The organism is Streptomyces sp. NPDC017979 (assembly GCF_044328175.1).
Lineage (GTDB): Bacteria > Actinomycetota > Actinomycetes > Streptomycetales > Streptomycetaceae > Streptomyces.
Genome location: NZ_JBIRGU010000022.1, coordinates 1 through 22,811, shown reverse-complemented (window position 1 = coordinate 22,811; position 22,811 = coordinate 1). Strand labels below are relative to the sequence as shown.

The window sequence follows — 22,811 nt, the reverse complement described above, 5'->3', positions numbered from 1 at the left end:
CATGGAACGGGAGAATCTCTCTGAGATATCCGTACCAAAAGGGACATCAGAGCTTGAGTCGCGCTCATGGCGAGGCGGTTGTCCCGCCTGTGGGTGGCTGGCGCGGTGATAGAAACCAGCTATCCGGTTTTGTATTGACAGGGTGCCGTGGATCTACTTGAATCGGTGTGCGGTCAAGTCCGCCTGCGGGCGGCACCGTCCAGGTTCAGGGGGAGAAGCTGTGGACATCGAAGCGCTGGCGTTGCACGCCGACCGAGTGGTGCCCGTCTCCGCGCCCACCGAGGGCGCCACCCCGCCATGCAGTGGACGTACCGCGTCGTGTGGCGCGTGAGGCGATCGGCCCGCCACGCACGTGCAGCGGGGCAGCCAGCAAAGAGCACGCGTGACGAAACCCGTGCGATCTCTGGTCTCGTCATCGTTCACACGGCCGCGAGTGATCCACTCGCGTGCAAGGGTGCCAAATGAGTCACGAAGAGGGCTCGACGAGGTACGGAGGGGACTCGTGAAGATTCAGGTTCTGGGTGCGTTAAGAGCTGAGGTCAACGGGGAGTCGATCGTTCCGACGGCCGGCAAGCCGCGGCAGATCCTCTCCCTGCTCTCACTGCATCCCGGACGGGCCGTGCCCGTCTCCACGCTGATGGAAGAGCTGTGGGGCTCCGAGCCGCCGCAGAGCGCGCTCACCACCCTGCAGACCTACATCCTGCAGTTGCGCCGACACCTGGGCACCGCCATGGGGCCTGACTCGCCGCACACGGCCAAGGAGGTGCTCGCCACCCGTCACGGCGGCTATCTGATGCACATACCGGCGGAGGGCGTCGACGTCCATCAGTACGAACGCCTGGTCGCCCAGGGGCGGGCCGCCGGCGAGGTCGGGGACGACGTCACCGCGGCCGACCGCTTCCGGCAGGCGCTCGAACTGTGGCGCGGGCCCGCGCTGGTCGACGTGCGGGTCGGCCCGGTCCTGGAGATCGAAGTCCTACGGCTGGAGGAGAGCCGGCTCGGCACCGTCGAATGGCGGATCGACGCGGACCTCCGACTCGGGCGCCACTCCGAACTCATCGCGGAACTCACCGAACTGACGGCCCGCCATCCCCAGCACGAGGGGCTGCACTCGCAGGCCATGGTCGCCCTGTACCGCTCCGGCCGCCAGGCGTCCGCCCTGGAGGTCTACCGCAAGCTGCGCATCCGGCTCATCGAGGGACTCGGCGTCGAGCCCTCGCCGCGGGTGCAGCGGCTGCATCAGGCCATGCTGGCGGTCGACCCCAAGCTGGACGTCGTCGCCGGACCGCGCCGCAGTTCGACCTTCGATCTGTACGCGGCCTGAGTCCACCACGGCCCGAAGCGGACTTGAGCCGCACTCGGCGGCTGCTCGACCGACTCCGGACACGCTCGGCTGACTGTCGCCGCTCGAAGGGCACGCCCGCCCGCGTGCCCCGCACACCACGGTCGGGCGGTCCGTTCGACGAGAGAGGTGGTCCCCGTGTCGGGTGAGCGCGTACGCCGGCTGTCACACACCATCGAAGTGGACGCGCCCGCGGGGGTCGTCTACACGTTGCTCCTCTCCCGCGAGCGCCGACCGCTGTACTTCCCGTCGAACGTGCACGTGGAGCAGGTCGACTTCCCCGACGTCCACGACTTCAGCGGCGCCCGTGAACGACTGCGGGTGTGGGCCCTGGCCGGCGGCGAAGTCAAGTCCTGGACGTCGGACTGGGTGTCGGATCCCGCACGGCGCCTGTTGTTCTTCCGCCAGGACCGGATCATGGAGCCCGCCCAGTCGATGGGCGGCAACTTCAGCGTGCAACCCATCGGCCCCGACCGCTGTCGGCTCACCGTGGACCACGAGTTCACCTCCCGGGACGACAGCCCCGAAGGCATGGCGTGGCTGGAGTGGAACGTCGCCGCCGTCACCCGCTCCGACTTGAAGAACCTGCGGTTCCTCGCGGAGCGGTGGGCGCGGCTGGACGAGCTGATGCTGTCCTTCGAGGAAACGCTGCGGATCGAAGCGCCCGCCGAACTCGTCCACGGCTTCTTCTACGACGTCGAGAGCTGGCCCAAGTTCTTGCCCCACGTGCGCCGGGTCGAACTGAACGAGCCGCAAGCCGGCGTCCAGCAGGTCTCGATGGACCTGGCCGAAGCCGACGGCACCGTCCAGAACATCACCTCCGTCCGCCTGTGCTTCCCGCACGCCGGCCGCACCGTGTTCAAGGAGACGACCCCCCGCAAGCTGCTCGCGGCCCACTGCGGCGAGTGGTCGGCGGTCTCCGACGACCACGGTGTGACGGTGACCTCCAAGCACCACGTCTTCCTGCGGGAGACCGACGTCGAGACGGTCCTCGGGCCGGGCGCCACGCTGGAGGACGCCCGCCGCCGGGTGCGCGCGGAACTCGGCGACGAGAGCCGGCGGACGCTGTGTCAGGCCCGCGCACACGCAGAGTCGGCCGTCCGCATGCTCTGAGGGCGCACGGGCCGCTGCGCGTCGCGGTGAGCTCCGCTGCGCAACGAGCCGTATCGATCGCCTCGCGCCCTTGCCGCCACGGAATCCGGAGACGGCGTCTGCACCTCGTGCCCCGCGACACCCGAATGTGATGTGATTCACGTCACACTCCTGGGGGTTGGCTTGCCGGCCCGCCCCGTGTCACGATGTTCGGACATTCTCCCTGCCCAAAAACATCGGTGGGAGTCGTTTCTCTTTCAATGCCCCATCCCGCACGGCGGGATGGGGCATTTCTGTCGGCCTGGAGTTGGCCGCATCGCTCATGTCCTTTGTCTTCGCCCCATCCGGGCAGCACGGGAACGGTGCGAGCGATTCCTCCCGTGCACGAGGCAGACTCTAGAGAAAGTGGATTCTGACATGCCAAGGCTGTGCAAGCCCTCGGTGAGTGTGCCGGAATACGTCATCACAGCAGAAGAGACCCTGGCCTTCGCCGAACAGGTCCACGCCGGAAAGCCACAGCTCCCGCTGGCCCTTCGGCTGATAAGGAACACGGGGGTGTTGAAGCGGCACATCGTCCAGCCCATCGAGAAGACGTTGCGCCACCCGGGTCTGACGGAACGCAACCGGATCTACGAGATCGAATCCAAGAAGCGGACCCCCGAAGTCATCGAACGGGCCATGCTGAACGCCGAGGTGACGGCGTCGGAGATCGACGCCATCATCTACGTGTCGTGCACCGGCTTCCTCATGCCGTCGCTCACGGCCTGGCTGATCAATCGCATGGGATTCCGCAGCGACACACGGCAAATACCCATCGCGCAGTTGGGGTGTGCAGCAGGCGGCGCGGCGATCAACCGGGCCCACGACTTCTGCGTGGCCCATCCCGGAAGCAACGTCCTGATCGTCAGTTGCGAGCTGTGCTCGCTGTGCTACCAGCCCGACGAGGACGACATCGGATCGCTCCTGTCCGACGGGCTGTTCGGCGACGCGGTCGCAGCCGCCGTGGTGCGGGGCACGGGTGGAACCGGCATCGAGTTGGAACGCAACGCCTCCTACCTCATTCCGAACACCGAGGACTGGATCTCCTACGCGGTGCGCGACACCGGATTCCACTTCAAGTTGGACTCCCGGGTGCCCGGCACCATGGAACCGCTCGCCCCGGTCATCCGTGAATTCGCCGCGAACCACCGCTGGGACATCGCCAACCTCGACTTCTACATCGTGCACGCGGGCGGCCCGAGGATCCTGAACGACCTCGCAAAGTTCCTCGACGTCGACCGCAAGGTGTTCCGCCACAGCTGGGCGACGCTGACCGAGCGCGGGAACATCGCCAGCGCCGTGGTGCTGGACGCGACCCTGCGGCTGTTCGAAGAAGACCCCCCGATGGTCGACGCGACCGGTCTGATCGCCGGCTTCGGCCCCGGCATCACCGCCGAAATGGCGTTGGGGCGCTGGGGCAGCGATGTGCCGCGGGCCGGCGACTGAGCCCGGCGCAGGGGCCCGCGCCCTCCCCGGCGCAAGATCTCACACGGACAAAGGAAACAAGAGCTCATGACTGACCTCATCATTCCGCCCGGCGGGGGGCGAAAGCTGATCACCCCGGCGCAGGAAGTGACCTTCAAGGCGACCAAGGCGCAAGGATCGTCCATATCGATCTTCGAAGTGATCGTCCCGCCGGGATTCGACGTCGGGGCCCATGTGCACAACCACTCCCAGGAGTTCTTCTACGTCCTTGAGGGCGAACTGGACCTGCTCTGCTTCGAGCCGGCCGAGCGCACGGCGGACACCTGGCACCACTGGACCTCGCCCAAGGGCGACCGCGTCATCAGGGCGGCGGAGGGCGGCTGCATGTTCGTGCCGCCCGGCACCCCGCACGCGTTCCGCAACCCCACGGACAAGCCCGTGAAGATGCTCTTCCAGAGCTACCCCTCGCCCGAGCACGAGACCTACTTCGAGGAGATCGCGGAGATCTGGGCCCGCGGCAGCACGGTGGACGCCTCCGCCGTGGAGGAGATGCGCAAGCGCTACGACGTCAGCCAGATCACTCCGCTGCGGTACGAGCCGCCCGTGCCCGTGGTACCCGGCCAGCGGGCGAACGCGGATCGGAGCGCGTGATGCTCTCCGTCGAGGCGATACCCCTGGTGCACGCGAGCCTGGGAGAACGGGAACTGGCCGCCGTCGCCGAGGTCTTCGCCTCCGGATGGCCGGCCGGGCAGGGCCCCAAGGGCAAGGCGCTGGAAGCCCAACTGGCCCGCAAGTACCAGATGTCCGACGCCGTCGCCGTGAGCAACTGCGGCGCCGCCCTCCACCTGGCCCTGATGGCGCTCGGCGTCCAGCCGGGCGACGAAGTGATCGTCGCCGACTACACCTTCCCCGCGCCCGCCCACGCCGTGCGCTACCTCGGAGCCGTCCCGGTCTTCGCCGACGTACGGCCCGACACCGGCACCGTCGACCCGCAGGCGGTCGCCGATCTCATCGGGCCGCGGACCGTGGGCGTGATCGCGGTCGACACGGTCGGCATGCCCGCCGACTACGCCCCGCTGCAGGCCCTCGCCGACCGCCACCAGCTCTTCGTCGTGGAGGACGCCGCCTGCGCGGTGGGCGCCACGTACCAGGGGCGTCAGGCGGGTGCGCTGGCCGAGGTGGCCTGTCTCTCCTTCCACGGGCGCAAGGGCGCCACGAGCGGCGAGGGCGGCGCCCTGCTGGCCACCGACCCGGCGATCGCGGCCAACGCTCGACTGCGCTCCTCCTTCGGCATCGGCAGCATCTTCGACCTGGGCAACGTCGTCGGCCTGCCGATCCCCGAGTTCACCGAGATCGGCTACAACTTCAAACTGTCCGACATCGCCGCCGCCATCCTCCAAGTGCAGATCGACCGGATCGACGAACTGCTCGCCCGCCGCACCGCCGTCGCCGCGCAGTACGCCGAACTCCTCGCGGACGAGGAACTCCTGACCGTCCCGCAGGTGCCGGACGACCGCACCCACGCCTGGCAGTCCTACATGGTGACCCTGGACGCCGACGTGGACCGCGCGGCGGTCGCCGCCGACCTACGGGCCCAGGGCATCGGCTGCGGACACGGCACGTGGGCCACCCACCTCCAGCCCGTGTTCGCCTCCGGCCAGTCCTGCCCGGTCGCCGCGGACCTCTTCCACCGGAACCTCGCCATACCCATGCACGCCGAACTCGCCGCGAGTCAGGTCGAACGGGTCGTCGACGCGCTGCGCGGCGCGCTGCGGGCCCACTCGACGACCCGCGTCCTAGGAGGTGCCGCATGACGGACGACCAGCCCACGCCCGACGGCGTACTGCAACTGATCAACGGCTACTGGGCCACCGGGGTCCTCGGCGCCGCGGCCTCCCACTCGCTCTTCACCCACCTGGAGAACGGCGCCGCCACGGCCGCGGAGCTGGCCGCCCGCGCCGAGATCTCCGAACGCGGCGCGCAGACCCTCCTCGACGGGCTCCTCGGCGTCGGCCTGATCGAACTGCACCAGGGCCGCTACCGCAACACCCCCGCGGCCTCCGCCTACCTCGTCGAGGACAAGCCCGCCTCCCTGAGCCGCCTCGCCCGGCTGAAGTTGAAGCACATGGGCGCCCTGACCACCCTGCCGGACGTGGTGCGCGCCGGGGGACCGGTGGCGGACCCGACCACCGAGGTGGTCGACAACCCGCACTGGGGGGAGGTCGTCCCGGCGATCGCCGCCCAGTCGGTGCCGGCAGCGACGGTCGCCGCCGAGGTGCTCGGCCTCGCCGACGCGGGGGAGGTCTCCATCCTCGACGTGGGCGGCGGCTCCGGCATCTACTCGGCGATCTGGCTCCAGACCAACCCGGCCGCCCGCTCCACCCAACTCGACTGGGAGCCGATCAACGCCATCGCCCGCCGGCTCCTGGCCGAGCGCGGCGTGGCGGACCGGTTCACCTGCGTCAACGGCGACTTCCACACCACCGACTTCGGCACCGCGACCTACGACATCGCCCTCTACTCCCACATCGCCCACCAGGAAGGACCGGAGCAGAACATCGAGGTCTTCAGCAGACTGCGCAACAGCCTCAAGCCCGGCGGCGCGCTCGTCGTCTGCGACTACGTCGTCGACGACGACCGCGGCGGTCCGGCCTTCCCGTTGATCTTCGCCTCGGAAATGCTGCTGAAGAGCCAGCAGGGCGGCACCTGGCGGCAGTCCGACTACCGCGACTGGCTCGTCAAGGCCGGCTTCGAGGAAGTCTCCTTCCACCCCGCACCGCCCGCCACCCTGGTCGTCGCCCGATAGCCGAGCGCCATCCGATGAAGGCCGGCAGCACCGCCGGCTGACCTGCCGAGCCGAACCCCTCCAAGGAGAACTCCCGTCAACGTCGCCCTGTGGATCAGCGCGGCGTCACCCACCTGCGGCGACACGGGAACCAGGCGATCGCGGTGAACGCGGTCGTGCTCGTGGTGGCGGCCTTCGCGGCGTGGGGCGGCTTCCGCCCCTACCTTCTGACCCAGTCAAGGACCTGACCCACCGCGGGCGGCGCAGCAGCGCAGCGCATCGAACGAACCGACGTGCCCTCGGCTGGCTCCGAGGGCACGTCACTTCATGCGCTGCCCAGCGGCGACGGTCCGGATACGACATCGCCCACCGCAAAGGAGACGGCCCCCATGAAGGGCTCCACGGCCTACAGATCCATACAGAAGCGCGGTCTGCACATCGGCCTCCTGCCGGAGATGGCCGCAGCCGTGAACCCCACTACACCCATCACCCTCGACCACGACCTGGCGGTCTTCCCCGATGCGGGGCGCCGTCTGACGGTGGCCCGGTACGCCGAGCACGTGGACGACCTGGCGGCCCGCCTGTGGGCCGCCGGCGTCCGACCCGACGAACACGTGGTGCTCTACAAGACCGCCAACGCCGACCACTGGATGCTCGCCGCCGCGGTGTCCCGCATCGGAGCGGTCGTCGTGAACCTGTCGCCGACCCTGGACGCGGCCACCGCAGCCGTGCTGATCGAGCGGGTCCACCGGCCGACGCTGCTCACCGACGGCGCCAAGCTCGACGTGCTGGCCGAGGTGCCGCTGGCGGACATCACCCGGCGGGTGATCACCTCGGCCGGCGATCGGCCCGGTGCCCGCTCGCTGGCCGAGTTCGCCGGATCGCCGCGGGTCAGGCCGGTCGTCCGGCCGATCGACGAAGCCGCCGTGATCACCCACACCTCCGGCACCACCGGCACCCCCAAGCTCGTCGTGCACACGCCCCGCACCCAGGCCATCCGCCTCCTCCCGCAGTGGCGGCTGCTCTCTTTGGCGCGCAAGAAGCAGCCCGTCGCGATCCACATCCCCTTCGTGCACTCCCGGATGGTCGCGGCGATGTCGCTGGCCCTCCTCAAGGAGTTCCCGGTCCTGCTCATGAAGGAGGCCGCCCCCGCCGACGTCGCCGAGCAGTTGATCGAGCACCGGCCGTGGCTCATCGAGGCGCTGCCGAACTCGCTGATGGAGTGGGAGGGGCTGGCCGAGGACCCGCGTGCGCCCTTCGGGCCGGTGAAGGTCTTCAGCAGCACCTTCGACGCGATCCACCCCGGCACGATGAGCAAGCTCCTCAACGCCTCCGACCGGCGCGGCGCCCTCTTCTTCCAGATCTACGGCCAGAGCGAGGTCGGCCCGGCCGTCGGCCGTGCCTACTTCCGCTCCCTCGCGCACAAGGCGAACGGCCGCTGCGTGGGCTGGGCCATGCCGAAGGGCGCCGCCCGGGTCCGGGTGGTGAGCCGGGACGGGCGGACCCCGTCCGAGACGAACCCGGGCTTCATCGAGGTCGCGTGGGACGGCCTGGCGAAGACCTACTTCGCCGAGCAGCAGCGCTACGACACCAATCGCGACGGCGAGTGGTGGCGCACCGGCGACGTCGGCTACCGCACCAAGCTGGGCTGTCTGCACATGCTCGACCGGGAGGTCGACATGATCCCCGGGGTGCGCAGCTCCCTGGAGGTCGAGGACGTCGTACTCGGCCGGCTGGACGAGCTCAGCGAACTGGTGCTGGTGGAGGGCCCCGACTCCGAGCCGATCCCGGTGATCTGCACCGACGGCGACAGGCCCCTGGACCGCGCCCGCTGGCGCACGGCCGTCGCCGACTTCCCCCAGTTGGGCGAGCCGGTCCAGATCCCGCAGGCCGAACTGCCCCGCACCGCCACGCTGAAGGTGCAGCGCAACGCGCTCGCCCACTGGTTCCAGGAACAGCTCACCGACCGGACCTGAGGAACCCGCACACCGGTCGCGGCCCTGGCCGCGGCCTCGAACGGCTCCGCCAGGCAACCAACTCGAAAGGGATCCTTGCAATGACGTCTGACGCGACCCTCGCGCGGTTCCGTGAGTACATGGTGGGCCCCTCGCGGTTCATGACCTTGTTGTCCACCTTCGAGCTGGGCATCGTCGACCTGCTGCGCAAGACGCCCGGTCTGACCGCCAACGAGCTCGGCAAGGCGGTCGGCGCCAAGCCCGACGCCGTGGAACAGCTCCTGCTGCTCCTGGTCAAGGAAGGCTTCATCGCCCACGACGAGAGGAGCGGCGCCTACGCCCTCGACGCCCTCGCCGACGTCGCCGAATCCGATCTGCGCCGCGCACTGGCGTACATGAACCTGATCAAGGTCACGGCGCTGCGGCAGTTCTTCTACTTGACCGAGAGCGTGCGCACCGGCACCACCGCCGGCCTGAAGCACCTCTACGGGGTCGACGGCACCCTGTACGACGCCGTGGCGGACCACCGTGACCTGCGGGACGCCTGGTCCAAGCTGATGGACACCGTCACCGCGAACATCGACCCGTGGTTCTTCGCCAACGTCGACATCCCCGCCGGCGCCCAGGTCCTCGACGTCGCCGGCAACACCGGACTCGGCGCGATCCACACCTACCGGCACAAGGCGTCCCCCGGACTCAAGGTCACCACCTTCGACCTGCCGGAGAAGGAGGGCGAAGCCCTGGCGAACTTCAAGGCCCACGGCGTCCAGGAACACTGCTCCTTCATCGGCGGCGACGTCTTCGACGAGATCCCCCAGGGCTTCGACACCGTGCTCATCAAGCACTTCCTGGACATGTTCGACAAGGACGACGTGCGCACCATCCTCGACGGCGTCCACAAGGCCCTGAAGGTCGGGGGACAGGTCAACATCCTGGTGCCGGTGTACCCGGAGAACATCAAGGACACCGACAACTACAACGTCGACTTCTTCCCCGCCTTCTTCATCGGCGCCGCGATGGGACAGGGCGGGCCGCAGAAGCTGTCGACCTACCAGAGGTGGCTGGAGGAGAGCGGGTTCCAGGTCACCAAGGCGGTCACCAAGGCGTCCGCGGAGATCCCGCCGGACGTCATCCCCGTACAGGCCATCCTCAGCGCCACCAAGGTCGACTGACCCAAGGCACGTCCCTCCACCACGTCACGCCCCGCCCCACCGCGAGTCCAGTTCGCCGCCGGGCACTACGGTGCGATCGTCGCCCCCGCCCCGTACAGCTTCAGCCTCACCACCGTCGTCCCGGTCTCCATGGTCATCTGCGCCGCAGCCTCGGTGGACCTACGGGGCGAGGGCGGCTGGCTCGCCGGCAGGACCACGGTGTGGCCGGGCAACGTCTCCTTCGCCTTCTAGCTCGTCCAGGCCCTGGTGATCTTCTACGCCAGACCCGAGCCGTTCGACGGCCGCACCTTCGGCACCCCCGCGGCCCTCGGCCTCCTGATCGTCGTGTTCGCCGCGAACCTGCCGGCCGTCTGGCTGCCGTACAGCCTGGTGGAGAAGCCGATGATGCGCGGCTGGAGCCGCAGCCGGAAACGGCCCGAGCCGAGCGCACCGCAGCGCACCGAGTTGGCGGCGACCGGCAAGACCGTCTGACCCGAAGGCGGTGAGACCTCACACCATCAGCGACAAGGGAGCTGAGCGCGTTGACCCCACCGACCCTGGGCCAAGCCCCGTCACAGCAGCACCGGACGCGCGCCATCGGAACCGGCAGCGCCCACGCCAAGGCGATCCTGCTCGGTGAACACGCGGTCGTGTACGGCGCCCCGGCGCTCGCCCTACCGATCCCGCAACTGACGGTCGTGGCGAGCGCCGGGCGGTCGCCCGATTCGACGGACGACCAGGACGACGTGCTCTCCACGATGACCGCGTCCGCCTCCAGACAACTGGTCACCGAAGCCTCCGGCAGCCTGGGGCGACTGGTCACCGAAGCCAAGGCGTACCTGGGCGTCCCGGACGGCCCCCGCCTCGACGTGATCGTCGACTGTGCGATCCCGCCCGGCCGGGGACTGGGATCCAGTGCGGCCTGCGCCCGCGCGATCGTCCTCGCCCTCGCCGAACTCTTCGACCGAAGGATGTCGGAGGGGGAAACGTTCGACCTGGTGCAGACGGCCGAGAACGTGGCACACGGCCGGGCCAGCGGCGTCGATGCCCGCGCCGTCGGCGCACCCGCTCCACTGGTGTTCCAGGGCGGCGAAGCACATGAACTGGCCGTCGGCTGCGACGGGCTGTTCATCATCGCGGACAGCGGCGACGTGGGCCGGACCAAGGACGCGGTCGAACTGCTGCGCACCGAGTTCCTGCGCCGGCCCGGCGCACGGGAGGAGTTCGTCCGCCGCGCCTGGTACCTGACCGACGAGGCGCGCCGCGCCCTCGCCGCCGGCAGGCCCCGCAAGCTCGGCGCGTGCCTCACCGACAACCACGAGCTGCTGCGCGCGGCCGGACTCAGCACCGACCGGATCGACACCCTGGTCGACACTGCGCTCGCCGCCGGCAGCCTCGGCGCCAAGATCACCGGCGGTGGACTCGGGGGCTGCATGATCGCACTGACCGAGATGGGCCAGGCGCGGGAGGTCACCCGCCGGCTGCACGCAGCCGGCGCCGCGCGGACCTGGGCCGTACCGCTGAAAGGACCGTCCCGCCATGCGCGTTGACGACCAGAGCAGCGCGCACCGGGCCCCGGATCGAAGCAGCACGCCCGCCACGGGACATGCCACCGCCGTTGCGCACCCGAACATCGCCCTGGTCAAGTACTGGGGCAAACGGGACGAGCGGCTGGTCGTCCCGCGGACCGACAGCCTCTCGATGACCCTGGACGTCTTCCCGACGACCACCCGCGTCCACCTGGCCGCCGCAGCCGGGCCCGACACGGTGATGCTCGACGGGGCACCCGCGGCGGGCGAGGCGCGGCGGCGCGTCGTCGCCTTCCTGGAGTTGGTGCGCAAGCGGGCCGGATCGGCCCGAGCGGCCGTCGTGACCAGTGAGAACACCGTCCCCACCGGGGCCGGCCTCGCCTCGTCGGCCAGTGGCTTCGCCGCGCTCGCCGTCGCCGCCGCCACCGCCTACGGACTCGACCTCGACGCCACCGCACTGTCACGCCTGGCCCGTCGGGGCTCCGGATCGGCCTCCCGCTCGCTGTTCGCCGGCTTCGCCCAATGGCACGCCGGACCGCGCGCCGCATCCGATGCGGAGGCGGACCTCGGCTCGTACGCGGAGCAGGTGCCCGTCGGAGCCCTCGACCCGGCGCTGGTCATCGCCGTCGTCAACGCCGGCCCCAAGGCCGTGTCCAGCCGGGCGGCCATGCGGCGGACCGTGGAGACGTCGCCGCTGTACGAGCCGTGGACCCGGTCCAGCGCGGACGACCTCGTCGACATGCGTGCCGCGCTCGTACGGGGCGACCTCGAAGCGGTGGGGGAGATCGCGGAACGCAACGCGCTCGGCATGCACGCGACCATGCTCGCGGCCCGCCCGGCCGTGCGCTACCTCGCGCCGGCCACCTTGTCCGTACTCGACGCCGTGCTCCACCTCAGGCAGGACGGCGTCGCGGCCTACGCGACCATGGACGCCGGCCCCAACGTGAAGGTCCTCTGCCGTCGCGCGGACGCCGAACGGGTCGCCGACGCCGTCCGCAACGCCGCCCCGGACGCCGCCGTGCACACGGCCGGGCCCGGCCCCGCCGCCCGACTGCTCGACGGGGGCGGACGGTGACCCCCCGAAGGACCGTGGTCCGGCGCGCGCCGGGCAAGCTGTTCGTCGCCGGCGAGTACGCCGTGGTGGAGCCGGGCACCCCGGCGATCCTCGTCGCCGTGGACCGGGAGGTCACGGTCACCGTGTCCGAAGCCACCGGGGCCGACACCGTCGTCTCCACCGACCTCGGCCCGCGGACCCGGACGCCCCACGTGAGCGCGGCGATCGACACCGTGGGCCGTCTGCTGACCGAACACGGCCTGCCCGCACCGCCGTTGCACCTGTCCATCAGCAGCCAACTGCACGAGAGGGGACGCAAGTTCGGCCTGGGCTCCAGCGGCGCGGTGACCGTGGCCACGATCTCCGCCGCCGCAGCCTTCTGCGGCCTCGCGCTCTCCCACGACCACCTGTTCCGACTGGCCCTGCTCACCACCGCCCGGATCGATCCCAACGGCTCCGGCGGCGATCTCGCCGCCAGCACCTGGGGCGGCTGGATCGCCTACCGGTCGCCCGACCGCGCCTTCGCCCTCGACCTGGCCCGCCGCAACGGCGTGGGCGAAGCGCTGCGCACCGAATGGCCCGGTCTCGACGTACGCAGACTGCCGCCGCCCGAGGGACTCGCCCTGGAGGTCGGCTGGACCGGAACACCCGCCTCCACCACATCCCTCGTCTCCGACCTGCACCGACGGACCTGGCGTTGCAGCGCCGCGCACCGGGAGTTCGTGACGGCCGCCACCGACCTGGTGGGCGCCGCGACCGCAGCACTGGAACGCGGCGACGGGCCGCACCTGCTGCACCAGATCCGGCGCGCCCGACACCAACTCGCCCGTCTCGACGACCAGGTCGGCCTCGGCATCTTCACGACCGAGCTGACGGCGCTGTGCGACGTCGCCGAATCCGTCGGCGGCGCGGCCAAGCCCTCAGGGGCAGGGGGAGGCGACTGCGGCATCGCCCTGCTGGACGCCGAAGCACCCCGGGACGCCCGTCACGTACGCGAACGGTGGGCCGCGGCCGGCGTGCGGCCCCTCACGATCCGCCCCGCTACGCAAAGAATCGAGGAATCATCGGCATGATCGGCCAACGCAAGGATGACCACGTCCGCCTCGCCGCCGAACAGCAGCGCGCACACAGCGGACGCAACCAGTTCGACGAGGTCTCGTTCGTCCACCACGCCCTGGCCGGCATCGACCGGTCGGACGTCTCGCTGGCCACCACCTTCGCCGGCATCGCATGGCAGGTCCCCCTGTACGTCAACGCGATGACCGGCGGCAGCACGAAGACCGGCATCATCAACCGGGACCTGGCCATCGCCGCCGCCGAGACGGGGGTGCCGCTCGCGTCGGGATCGATGAGCGCGTACTTCAAGGATCCCTCGTGCGCCGACACCTTCAGCGTGCTGCGCACCCGGAACCCGGACGGCTTCGTCCTGGCGAACGTCAACGCGAACGCCTCCACCGAGCAGGCCCGGCGCGCCGTCGACCTGCTGCGGGCCGACGCCCTGCAGATCCACGTCAACACCGTGCAGGAAACGGTGATGCCGGAGGGCGACCGGTCCTTCGCCGCCTGGGTCCCCCGGATCCAGAAGATCGCGGACGCAGTCGACGTCCCCGTCATCGTCAAGGAGGTCGGCTTCGGACTGAGCCGGGAGACCGTCCTGATGCTGCGGGAACTGGGCGTGCAGGTGGCCGACCTCGGCGGCCGGGGCGGCACCGACTTCGCCCGGATCGAGAACGGCCGACGCGAACTCGCCGACTACGCCTACCTCCACGGCTTCGGCCAGTCCACGGCCGCCTGCCTGCTGGACGCCCAGGGCGTCGGGATCCCCGTCCTCGCCTCCGGCGGCGTCCGCAACCCGCTCGACGTCGCCCGCGCCCTCGCCCTCGGCGCATCCGGCGTCGGCGTGTCCGGAGGATTCCTGCGCACCCTCCTCGACGGAGGCGTATCGGCGCTGATCGCCCAGATCACCACCTGGCTCGACCAACTGGCCGCGCTCCAGACCATGCTCGGCGCGCGCACCCCCGCCGAGCTCAGGCGCTGCGATCTGACGATCCACGGCGACCTCCGCTCCTTCTGCACCGACCGAGGCATCGACACCCGTCCGCTCGCCCAGCGGTCCCGCGCCGTCGACGCCCCCCACGAGCCGACGGGAACCACACGATGACTGACGTGCACGCGATAGCGGGAGTCCCCATGAAGTGGGTGGGACCCCTGCGGATCTCGGGGAACGTCGCCACCACCGAGACCCACGTCCCGCTCGCCACCTACGAGTCTCCGCTGTGGCCCTCCGTGGGCCGCGGCGCGAAGGTCTCGATGCTGGCCGACGACGGCATCGTCGCCACCCTCGTCGACGAACGGATGACCCGGTCGGTGCTCGTCGAGGCGGTCGACGCACAGACCGCGCACACGGCCGCGCGGACCATCGAGGCACGCATCGACGAGCTGCGCCGGGTGGTGCGCACCGGCAGCCGGTACGCCGAGCTCATCGGCATCCGGCACGAGATCGCCGCCAACCTGCTGTTCGTCCGGTTCGAGTTCTCCACCGGCGACGCCTCCGGGCACAACATGGCGACCCTCGCGTCCGACGCACTGCTGAAGCACCTGCTCCAGACCGTCCCGGGGATCTCCTACGGATCGATCTCCGGGAACTACTGCACGGACAAGAAGGCGACCGCCGTCAACGGCATCCTGGGCCGCGGCAAGAACGTCGTCACCGAACTGCTCGTGCCGCGCGACGTGGTCGAGGGCGTCCTGCACACGTCGGCCGCGAAGGTCGTCGAGCTGAACATCCGCAAGAACCTCCTCGGGACCCTGCTCGCCGGCGGCATCCGCTCGGCCAACGCCCACTTCGCGAACATGCTGCTCGGCTTCTATCTGGCGACGGGCCAGGACGCCGCCAACATCGTCGAGGGCTCGCAGGGCGTCACGATGGCCGAGGACCGCGACGGCGACCTGTACTTCTCCTGCACCCTGCCCAACCTGATCGTGGGCACCGTCGGCAACGGCAAGGGACTCGGCTTCGTCGAGACCAACCTGTCCCGGCTCGGCTGCCGGGTCGAGCGCGCGCCCGGCGAGAACGCGCGCCGCCTCGCGGTGATCGCCGCGGCCACCGTGCTGTGCGGCGAGCTCTCCTTGCTGGCCGCGCAGACGAACCCGGGCGAACTCATGCGCGCACACCTCCACCTCGAACGCGACAAGCAGACAGCAAGGGTCGGTGCTTGAGACATGGCCAGTCAGTCCGCGATCGGAATCCACGACCTGTCGTTCGCGACGACCGAGTTCGTCCTGCCGCACACGGCACTCGCCGCGCACAACGGCACCGACATCGGCAAGTACCACCTGGGCATCGGGCAGCATTCGATGAGCGTGGCCGCCGCCGACGAGGACGTCGTCACCTTGGCCGCGGCCGCGGCCGAACCCTTGATCGCCCGGCACGGCACCGACCGCATCCGCACGGTCGTGTTCGCCACGGAGTCCTCCATCGACCAGGCGAAGTCGGCCGGCGTGTACGTCCACTCGCTGCTCGGGATGCCCTCGTACACCCGGGTCGTCGAGCTGAAGCAGGCGTGCTACGGCGCGACGGCCGCCCTCCAGTTCGCCATCGGCCTGGTGCACCGCGACCCCGAGCAGCAGGTCCTCGTCATCGCGAGCGACGTCTCCAAGTACGAACTCGACAGCCCGGGCGAGGCCACCCAGGGCGCGGCGGCGGTCGCCCTGCTCGTCGGCAAGGACCCCGCGCTGGTGCGCATCGACGGGCCTTCGGGCCTGTTCACCGCCGACGTCATGGACTTCTGGCGGCCCAACTACCGCGAATCCGCCCTCGTCGACGGACAGGAGTCCATCACGGCGTACCTGCAAGCGGTGGAGGGCACGTGGAAGGACTACACGGAACAGGGCGGGCAAGCGCTCGACGCGTTCAGCGCGTTCTGCTACCACCAGCCGTTCACGAAGATGGCCCACAAGGCGCACCACCACCTGCTGAGCACCTGTGGGTACGACACGGACGCCGTCGACGTCAAGCGCCTCATCGGACGGACCACGGCCTACAACGCGGTCGTCGGCAACAGCTACACGGCGTCGATGTACCTGGGCCTCGCCGCGCTGCTCGACCACCCGGAGGACCTGACCGACCAGGACGTCGGCTTCTTCAGCTACGGCTCCGGCAGCGTCGCCGAGTTCTTCGCCGGCAGGGTCGTGCCGGGCTACCGGAAGCACCTGCGGACCGAACAGCACCGAGAGGCGATCGACCGGCGCGGGACGCTCGACTACGCCGCCTACCGCGAATTGCACGAGCGGTCGTTCCCGACCGACGGGGGAGACCACCCCACCCCGGTGCAGACCACGGGCTCCTTCCGGCTCGCCGCCCTACGGGGCCACAAGCGCATCTACGAGAGGCGCTAGTTGGTTGCCACGGCTTCAGCGCCGACGAGGTGGCGTGTGACCGTGGCGGCGAACACACGCACCCCGCCGTGGACCTACCCACGGCGGGGTGCCCGCCCGCGATGCGATCAGCCCCGGCGTTGCAGGGCGATCTCGGTGAGTTCCTGTATGTCGAACTCCGAACGGCCCGGTATGCCGTAGCGCGTCAGCTTTCCCCGGCTCACCCACTTGCGGATGGTGGCTTCGGACACGCCCGCCGCGAGGGCGGCGACGTTGGTGGGAATCAGCCTGTGCCGTGGTGGTCTGCTCACGCGACGTCCTCTCGCTGCCGGTTCATGAGTTGTCGAAGCGCCAGCCAGTCCCGCAACTCCCAGGAGTGTCCGAAGGAGCAACCGATGCTGCCCTGCTGGACGCCTGCGAAGTGTTGTGGCGAGGCGATGATGACTCCGGTGCAGTCGGGCACGACGCAAGGAGCGGCGAGCGCACGGTGACCGCCGTGCTCCGGATCGATGACGCGCAACAGGTCCGTTCGCAGGCCGTCGACCTCGTCCGCGAAGTCATCGGCGGGCTGCTGGGCGGTCAACCACTTCAGATGATGGGTCAGGAAGCGCACGAGCTGAGTGACCGAAGAATCCGGTGCGGGAACGCCGAGGTCGTCCACGACGACCTCGGCCCACGACATGAGGACGGCGACGATGTGGTGCCGGGTGTCGAGCACGGACACGTTCAGACGGTCCCGCTCCCGACTCCCGGAAACTTTGGTCGGATTGCTGATCCGCCTGGTCGTGGACGACATGTGCTGCAAGGATTCCTGATGCAAGCCGGGAAGGGCGCGCAAATTACGTTCGACCTGCTTGAGGCAGGGGGTGCAGAGGGTGGACCCGATGGCGGAGCGAATTTCCTGATCATGACTCCTGGGACATATGTCAAACTCCATTGGGTGTCCTTCGTGAGGTGAATCGCCCTGCGATCAGCGCGGATCGCATGCCTTTCGTTGACTCGTCATGCGCATTCATGGATGAACTTGAGCGTTCCACGATGAAACGTGGGTGTCAACGTACGACCGGGACGGCGAGAGCGATAATCTAGCCTCGTGTAATTCTCGGTCCATCGCCTTTAAAGGGAGATACGATGTCCGTTCGAGGAGGACCGGGTGAGTGGAGCCGAGGGATGGGCGGCACTGGAGGGTTTGCCGCCCGTCGAACGCGCGGTGTTCGTCCTGCGGGAAGTGTTCGCGTGGCGCCTGCCGGACATCGCGGCGGCCCTGGGATGCTCGGCGCAGGCGTGCCGTCGACTCGCCGCCGCCGTCCCCGGATTCGACGGTGGTGACGAGCCCGGGGAAGGGGCCCTGTGCGTCGTCGGGGCCGCGAGCGTGGCCCGACTGCTGACCGCGACCGTCCCCCCGCTCTTGCACATCGGCTTGTCCCTGGAGCAGTGGCCGGTCGACGGCGGGCCGGGCGTCGTCATCCGCGACCGCAACGGCGAGGTCCGCGGCGCCCTGGCGCTGGACTTCGTCGACGGTCGAATCCACACGATCCGCGCGGTGCCCGACTCTACCCGGCCCTGAGCGGCCTCGCTAATTCGGTACGGCGTCCACCAGTGCATCAGTTGAATACGGCTTGAGACCTCATCGCGCGGCCATGGGCTTCTGTTGCGAAAACGCCCTTTTCGGCGCGATAGTGGGTGCGGCATCGAGTATTGCGCGTAATGGGTGCAATGCTGGGTCCTGCCATGCCCTTTTATTTGCTTGATATTTCCCTTCTCCTGGCGCCAATTGTGGCGACCGGAATGTCCCCACGTTGCCCCCACCGCCCGAGCCAACTGATCCACCCGCACCACTTCGACCAGTGGGAGAACGAACGAATGCACACGTACGTAGTCGTCGACGCCTTTGCGCGCCAGCCCCTCACCGGGAACCCGGTGGCGGTCTTCTTCGGCAGCGACGACCTCACCGCCGAGCAGATGCAGCGCATCGCCCGGGAGATGAACCTGTCGGAGTCCACCTTCGTGCTCCGGCCGCGACACGGTGGCAACGACGCCCACGTGCGGATCTTCACCCCCGTCAACGAACTCGCCTTCGCGGGTCACCCGCTGCTCGGCACCGCCATAGCCCTGGGCGCCCGCACCGACGGGCACCGGCTGCGGATCGAGACCGCGATGGGTGTGATCCCCTTCGAACTGGACCGCGTGGCCGGCACGGTCGTCGCCGCGAGCATGCGCCAGCCCGTCCCCGTGTGGGAGCCCTTCGACCGCGCCGACGAACTCCTGGAGTCCCTGGGCATCGAGACGTCCACCCTCCCGGTGGACATCTACCGCAACGGCCCGCGCCACGTCCTCGTCGGGCTGGCGAGCCTGGAGGCCCTGTCGAAGCTGGACCCCGACCACCGCGCCCTGGCCCGCTTCCTCGACATGGCGGTCAACTGCTACGCGGGATCCGGCCGCACCTGGCGCAACCGCATGTTCTCGCCCGCGTACGGGGTCGTGGAGGACGCCGCCACCGGCTCCGCCGCCGGGCCCATCGCGATCCACCTCGCCCGGCACGGCATCGCCCGCTACGGACAGGACATCGAGATCACCCAGGGCGTCGAGATCGGCCGCCCCTCGCTCATGGGCGCGTGCGTGCAGGGGCGGGGCGACCGGGTCGACTCCGTCGACGTCCACGGCCACGGCGTCGTCACCATCGAAGGGATCCTCCATGTCTGACCCGACCCGAACCCGCTCCGAGTCGCTCACCGGCGCCGTCGACGTGGACTTCCCCGAGTTCCGCACGCCGCCGTCTGAGCCGATGGGGCTGCTGGCGAGGTGGCTGGAGACCGGCGCCGCCCACGGGGTGCGCGAGCCCCGCGCCCTGGCCCTGGCCACCGCCGACGAGCGGGGCCGCACCTCGTCGCGCACCGTGGTGCTCTCCTCGGCGACCGGCGCCGGCATCGACTTCGCCACCCACGCCGACAGCCAGAAGGGCCGCGAACTGGCCGCGAACCCATGGGCGTCCGGCGTCCTGTACTGGCGGGAGACCAGCCAGCAGATCACCTTCGCCGGCCCGGTGCACCGGCTGTCCGACAGCGAGACCGACGCCCGGTGGAGCGCGCGGCCGGTCTTCACCCACGCCATGACCACCGCGTCCCGACAGAGCAGGCCCTTGACCGACCTGGACCACGTAGCCGAACTACGGGCCAAGGCGCTGGAACTCGGCGAGCCGCAGCGGCCACTGCCGCGCCCCGCGACGTACGCGACGTACCGACTGGTCCCCACCTGCGTCGAGTTCTGGGCCAACGGCACCGACCGACTGCACGAGCGACTGCGCTACGACCGCGCGGACGCCGGCTGGAAGGTGAGCCGGCTCCAGCCATAGGGCCCGCCCCACGGATCGGGCGAGCGCCGCAGGATCCGTCAGGCACCCCCGGCGGTCGCGGCGGGGCACCTGGAAAGAGCCCCCGTCGCCCACCTCTGGCAGGTGGGCGACGGGGGCTTCTTGTGGGGGGTCAACGGGTCGGGACGGCCTCGACCACCGACGCGTGCGACGAGGGCTCCAGGAAGCGCGTGACCGTGAACCCCGCGGCCGTGAGCAGCGCCTCGTACTCCGCGCGGGTGCGGCCCCGGCCGTCGAGGACCGTCATCATCAGCATGTCGATGGTCTTGCCCGGGTGGGGCTCGTTGCCCGCCGGGATCATGGCGTTGACGGCGAGGAGGCGCCCGTGCGCGGGCACCGCGGCGCGGCACGTCCGCAGGATCTGGAGGCACTGCTCGTCCGGCCAGCTCGCCAGCACGTGCTTGAGGAGGTAGACGTCGGCCCCGGACGGCACGGAGGCGAAGAAGTCGCCACCGACGGCGCTCCACCGCCCGGTCAGGTCCGGTTCGTCGAGCACGTGCCCCGCCACCACGTTCTCCCGGTCCAGCAGGGTGCCCGTCATGTGGGGGTTGCGCCGCAGGACCGCGCGCAGCAGACCGCCGCGGCCGCCGCCCACGTCCACGACGCTGCTGGCCCCGGGGAAGACGCAGACCTCCGCGACGTCGTCGCTCAGCGCCTCGGAGAACGCAGCCATGCTGGAGTTGAAGGCCCTGCCGAACTCGGGCTCGTCGGCGACGTAGTCGTAGAAGGGAATGCCGTACAGGCCGGCGAAGGCGGTGGTGCCGGTGCGGACCGCGTCGTGGAGGCGGCCCGCCGACTCCCAGAAGGCCGCCTCGCCGCGCACCATGATGTACTCGCGCAAGGACCGCTCCGTGCCCGTGCGCAGCGGCTCGGCCAGCGGAGTGAGGTGGAAGCGGCCCTCGTCGTCCTCGCGGAAGACGCCCTTGGTGGCGAGGAACCGCAGCAGCCGGTACAGGTGCGGACCGTCGACCTGCACCGCGTGGGCGATCTCACCGGCGGTGCGCGGGCCTTCGGCCAACTCGTCGGCGACGCCGAAGCGGGCGGCGGCGTGCAGGGCAGCTGAGTACACATAGCCCAGGGCGAGTTCGAGCAGTTCACCCGTCACCTGCGAGGTGTCGGACGTCGGCGGGTCTTCTGCTGCCTCCAGGCGAACGCCTGCCATCGGTAAGGTCCCCTCTCCCGAGCCGTACGGGGCCGGCGCACACAACGCCCACGGACCCCGGAGTGCGCCTCCCAGCTTGGTCCCGGCGCATCGCGTTCGACTTGAGTACCGCGGGAGCACGCCGCTCCTCGGCCGCGCGCAGACCCTCAAACACCGCTCGACCCGGTCCCGAGCCGTGAACACGATGATTCACCTCGATCGGCCCTAACACGTTGCTGAGGGGACACCATGACTGACGAGTCGACGCACGGCTTCACCGACGCCGCCGAACTGCGGCGCAAGAACCGTGCCACCGTCGAGAAGTACCTGGCGGACACGAAGGGGACGGCCCGGTTGCGCCGGCACGAACTGTTCGTCGAGCACGGCAGCGGCGGGCTGTGGACCAGCGACAAGGGGGAGCCCATCGTCATCAAGGGCCGCGACCGACTGGCCGCGCACGGGGTCTGGTCACTGGACATGTTCCCCGACTGGGAGTGGTACAACATCCAGGTCTTCGAGACGCAGGACCCGAACTTCTTCTGGGTCGAGTGCGACGGGCACGGAAAGATCCGCTTCCCCGGCTACCCCGAGGGCTACTACGAGAACCACTTCCTGCACTCGTTCGCGCTGGACGACGGCAAGATCGTGCAGAACCGCGAGTTCATGAACCCCTTCCAGCAGTTGCGGGCCCTCGGCATACCCGTCCCGGAGATCAAGCGCGAGGGCATCCCCACCTGACCGCCGCACCGCGACCGGCCCCCGCGGGGCCGGTCGACCGGCACGGCCTCAGCCCGGGTACCGCTGGACGGTCGGCGTCAGCAGCTCGATCAGCTCCTCCGGCGAGGCGGACGCGATCGGCTGCATCGTGAGCACGGTGTCGAAGCCCTGGGGGATCTCGTCGAAGACGTCGCCCCGATGAAGGCGCAGTGTTCCTGGATTGCAAGGATCCCTTTCGGATTGGTCGCTGCCGACGGCGGTCCTGGCAGCCGAACGGAGACGGTCCGGCCCGGCGGCGAGCGCCGGGCCGGACCGTTGCCTTGCTCGTCGGAATAGGGCGGTGGCGCCGCCGTAGGTGTCCGCCGACAGCTGAGTGCCGGTGACGGTGGACACCCGGTCCTTCCAACCGGCGGCCACCGTCCGCACGGCGGAGCCGTCATCGAGGTCGATCAGCACGCCCTCCGCGCACGTCTTTGTTGCTCTGGACATGCCTTTCCTCAACTTGGCACGCCTCCGCAGCCAGGAGCGAATCAATTCCTGCATCTCCGTAGACGCGGCAATTGGCTCGAATGCCGTGCGCAAAATCGGAAATTCCGCAGTTTTGCGCCGGGTTGGTCGACCGTCGCGAACTCCCCTGTGCATTCGAGGCAAAAGTCAGTTGAGGAATATCGGCAGAGCTTCTCAAACACTTGATGGCGGGGGCCGGGATGCGCTTCGACGGCCCGATCAGACGATTCCCGCGAGCCGTAGGAGTAGGGATTTGACGTCGGTGGCTTTGATGCGGTTTTGGATGGTGTGGGGGGTGGAGCAGAGGAGGAGTGGGCTTTCGTTGTC

At 69.7% G+C, this 22,811-nt stretch carries 24 protein-coding genes; 20 read left to right on the top strand and 4 right to left on the bottom strand.

Annotated elements, in window-relative coordinates:
- Positions 1-502: 502 nt before the first annotated feature.
- The 16 genes from ACH4E8_RS34085 (at position 503) to ACH4E8_RS34010 (ending at position 16,770) form a co-directional block, all read left to right on the top strand.
- Positions 503-1,324 carry a BTAD domain-containing putative transcriptional regulator gene (locus ACH4E8_RS34085; protein ID WP_398455500.1) on the top strand — a complete coding sequence of 274 codons (822 nt, stop codon included), beginning with the start codon at positions 503-505 and terminating at the stop codon, positions 1,322-1,324.
- 156 nt (positions 1,325-1,480) lie between these two features.
- Positions 1,481-2,455, top strand: a complete 975-nt coding sequence (locus tag ACH4E8_RS34080) for an aromatase/cyclase (protein WP_398455499.1) — start codon at positions 1,481-1,483, stop codon at positions 2,453-2,455.
- Positions 2,456-2,851: 396 nt separating this feature from the next.
- On the top strand, positions 2,852-3,919 hold the full coding sequence (locus ACH4E8_RS34075) for a type III polyketide synthase (RefSeq protein ID WP_398455497.1): 1,068 nt from the start codon (positions 2,852-2,854) through the stop codon (positions 3,917-3,919).
- A 66-nt stretch (positions 3,920-3,985) separates the two neighbouring features.
- Positions 3,986-4,549 (top strand): cupin domain-containing protein, encoded by a 564-nt coding sequence (locus ACH4E8_RS34070; RefSeq protein ID WP_398455496.1) that lies wholly within the window; start codon positions 3,986-3,988, stop codon positions 4,547-4,549.
- Positions 4,549-5,712, top strand: coding sequence for a DegT/DnrJ/EryC1/StrS family aminotransferase (locus ACH4E8_RS34065; RefSeq protein WP_398455494.1), 1,164 nt, complete (start codon positions 4,549-4,551; stop codon positions 5,710-5,712). Before ACH4E8_RS34070 ends, ACH4E8_RS34065 begins: the two co-directional genes overlap by 1 nt.
- Positions 5,709-6,704: a class I SAM-dependent methyltransferase gene (locus ACH4E8_RS34060; RefSeq protein WP_398455493.1), complete on the top strand. Its 996-nt coding sequence runs from the start codon at positions 5,709-5,711 to the stop codon at positions 6,702-6,704. Before ACH4E8_RS34065 ends, ACH4E8_RS34060 begins: the two co-directional genes overlap by 4 nt.
- A gap of 89 nt (positions 6,705-6,793) precedes the next feature.
- A complete protein-coding gene (locus ACH4E8_RS34055) occupies positions 6,794-6,931 on the top strand; it encodes a hypothetical protein (protein WP_398455492.1) in 138 nt (45 codons plus the stop codon).
- Positions 6,932-7,072: 141 nt separating this feature from the next.
- A complete protein-coding gene (locus ACH4E8_RS34050) occupies positions 7,073-8,659 on the top strand; it encodes an AMP-binding protein (protein WP_398455491.1) in 1,587 nt (528 codons plus the stop codon).
- A gap of 80 nt (positions 8,660-8,739) precedes the next feature.
- A complete protein-coding gene (locus tag ACH4E8_RS34045) occupies positions 8,740-9,810 on the top strand; it encodes a methyltransferase (RefSeq protein WP_398455490.1) in 1,071 nt (356 codons plus the stop codon).
- A gap of 246 nt (positions 9,811-10,056) precedes the next feature.
- Positions 10,057-10,281, top strand: a complete 225-nt coding sequence (locus tag ACH4E8_RS34040; RefSeq protein ID WP_398455489.1) for a hypothetical protein — start codon at positions 10,057-10,059, stop codon at positions 10,279-10,281.
- A gap of 50 nt (positions 10,282-10,331) precedes the next feature.
- Entirely contained in the window at positions 10,332-11,339 is a 1,008-nt protein-coding gene (mvk, locus tag ACH4E8_RS34035) for a mevalonate kinase (RefSeq protein ID WP_398455488.1), read from the top strand.
- A complete protein-coding gene (gene mvaD / locus ACH4E8_RS34030; RefSeq protein WP_398455487.1) occupies positions 11,329-12,393 on the top strand; it encodes a diphosphomevalonate decarboxylase in 1,065 nt (354 codons plus the stop codon). The genes mvk and mvaD overlap by 11 nt, the downstream gene beginning before the upstream one ends.
- On the top strand, positions 12,390-13,445 hold the full coding sequence (locus ACH4E8_RS34025; protein ID WP_398455486.1) for a phosphomevalonate kinase: 1,056 nt from the start codon (positions 12,390-12,392) through the stop codon (positions 13,443-13,445). The genes mvaD and ACH4E8_RS34025 overlap by 4 nt, the downstream gene beginning before the upstream one ends.
- Entirely contained in the window at positions 13,442-14,533 is a 1,092-nt protein-coding gene (gene fni / locus ACH4E8_RS34020; protein ID WP_398455485.1) for a type 2 isopentenyl-diphosphate Delta-isomerase, read from the top strand. Before ACH4E8_RS34025 ends, fni begins: the two co-directional genes overlap by 4 nt.
- Positions 14,530-15,591: a hydroxymethylglutaryl-CoA reductase gene (locus tag ACH4E8_RS34015; protein ID WP_398455484.1), complete on the top strand. Its 1,062-nt coding sequence runs from the start codon at positions 14,530-14,532 to the stop codon at positions 15,589-15,591. The genes fni and ACH4E8_RS34015 overlap by 4 nt, the downstream gene beginning before the upstream one ends.
- Before the next feature lie 3 nt (positions 15,592-15,594).
- Entirely contained in the window at positions 15,595-16,770 is a 1,176-nt protein-coding gene (locus ACH4E8_RS34010) for a hydroxymethylglutaryl-CoA synthase (protein WP_398455482.1), read from the top strand.
- 107 nt (positions 16,771-16,877) lie between these two features.
- Here the strand turns inward: ACH4E8_RS34010 and ACH4E8_RS34005 are convergent, their stop codons facing one another.
- A complete protein-coding gene (locus tag ACH4E8_RS34005) occupies positions 16,878-17,060 on the bottom strand; it encodes a hypothetical protein (protein WP_398455481.1) in 183 nt (60 codons plus the stop codon).
- Complete coding sequence (locus tag ACH4E8_RS34000; RefSeq protein ID WP_398455480.1) at positions 17,057-17,545, bottom strand: hypothetical protein; 489 nt, start codon at positions 17,543-17,545, stop codon at positions 17,057-17,059. Before ACH4E8_RS34000 ends, ACH4E8_RS34005 begins: the two co-directional genes overlap by 4 nt.
- Before the next feature lie 357 nt (positions 17,546-17,902).
- On the opposite strand from ACH4E8_RS34000, the gene ACH4E8_RS33995 reads away from it, so the two are divergent.
- From ACH4E8_RS33995 to phzG, 3 genes are all read left to right on the top strand, one after another.
- Complete coding sequence (locus ACH4E8_RS33995; RefSeq protein ID WP_398455479.1) at positions 17,903-18,316, top strand: sigma factor-like helix-turn-helix DNA-binding protein; 414 nt, start codon at positions 17,903-17,905, stop codon at positions 18,314-18,316.
- 296 nt (positions 18,317-18,612) lie between these two features.
- Positions 18,613-19,452: a PhzF family phenazine biosynthesis isomerase gene (locus ACH4E8_RS33990; RefSeq protein WP_398455477.1), complete on the top strand. Its 840-nt coding sequence runs from the start codon at positions 18,613-18,615 to the stop codon at positions 19,450-19,452.
- Positions 19,445-20,101: a phenazine biosynthesis FMN-dependent oxidase PhzG gene (gene phzG / locus ACH4E8_RS33985; RefSeq protein WP_398455476.1), complete on the top strand. Its 657-nt coding sequence runs from the start codon at positions 19,445-19,447 to the stop codon at positions 20,099-20,101. Before ACH4E8_RS33990 ends, phzG begins: the two co-directional genes overlap by 8 nt.
- 130 nt (positions 20,102-20,231) lie before the next feature.
- Here phzG and ACH4E8_RS33980 read toward each other — a convergent pair whose 3' ends face one another.
- Entirely contained in the window at positions 20,232-21,281 is a 1,050-nt protein-coding gene (locus tag ACH4E8_RS33980) for a methyltransferase (RefSeq protein WP_398455475.1), read from the bottom strand.
- 228 nt (positions 21,282-21,509) lie between these two features.
- Here ACH4E8_RS33980 and ACH4E8_RS33975 point away from each other — a divergent pair, with 228 nt between their 5' ends.
- Positions 21,510-21,998 (top strand): PhzA/PhzB family protein, encoded by a 489-nt coding sequence (locus tag ACH4E8_RS33975; protein WP_398455474.1) that lies wholly within the window; start codon positions 21,510-21,512, stop codon positions 21,996-21,998.
- 48 nt (positions 21,999-22,046) lie between these two features.
- Here the strand turns inward: ACH4E8_RS33975 and ACH4E8_RS33970 are convergent, their stop codons facing one another.
- Positions 22,047-22,466: a hypothetical protein gene (locus ACH4E8_RS33970; protein ID WP_398455473.1), complete on the bottom strand. Its 420-nt coding sequence runs from the start codon at positions 22,464-22,466 to the stop codon at positions 22,047-22,049.
- Positions 22,467-22,811 lie beyond the last annotated feature (345 nt).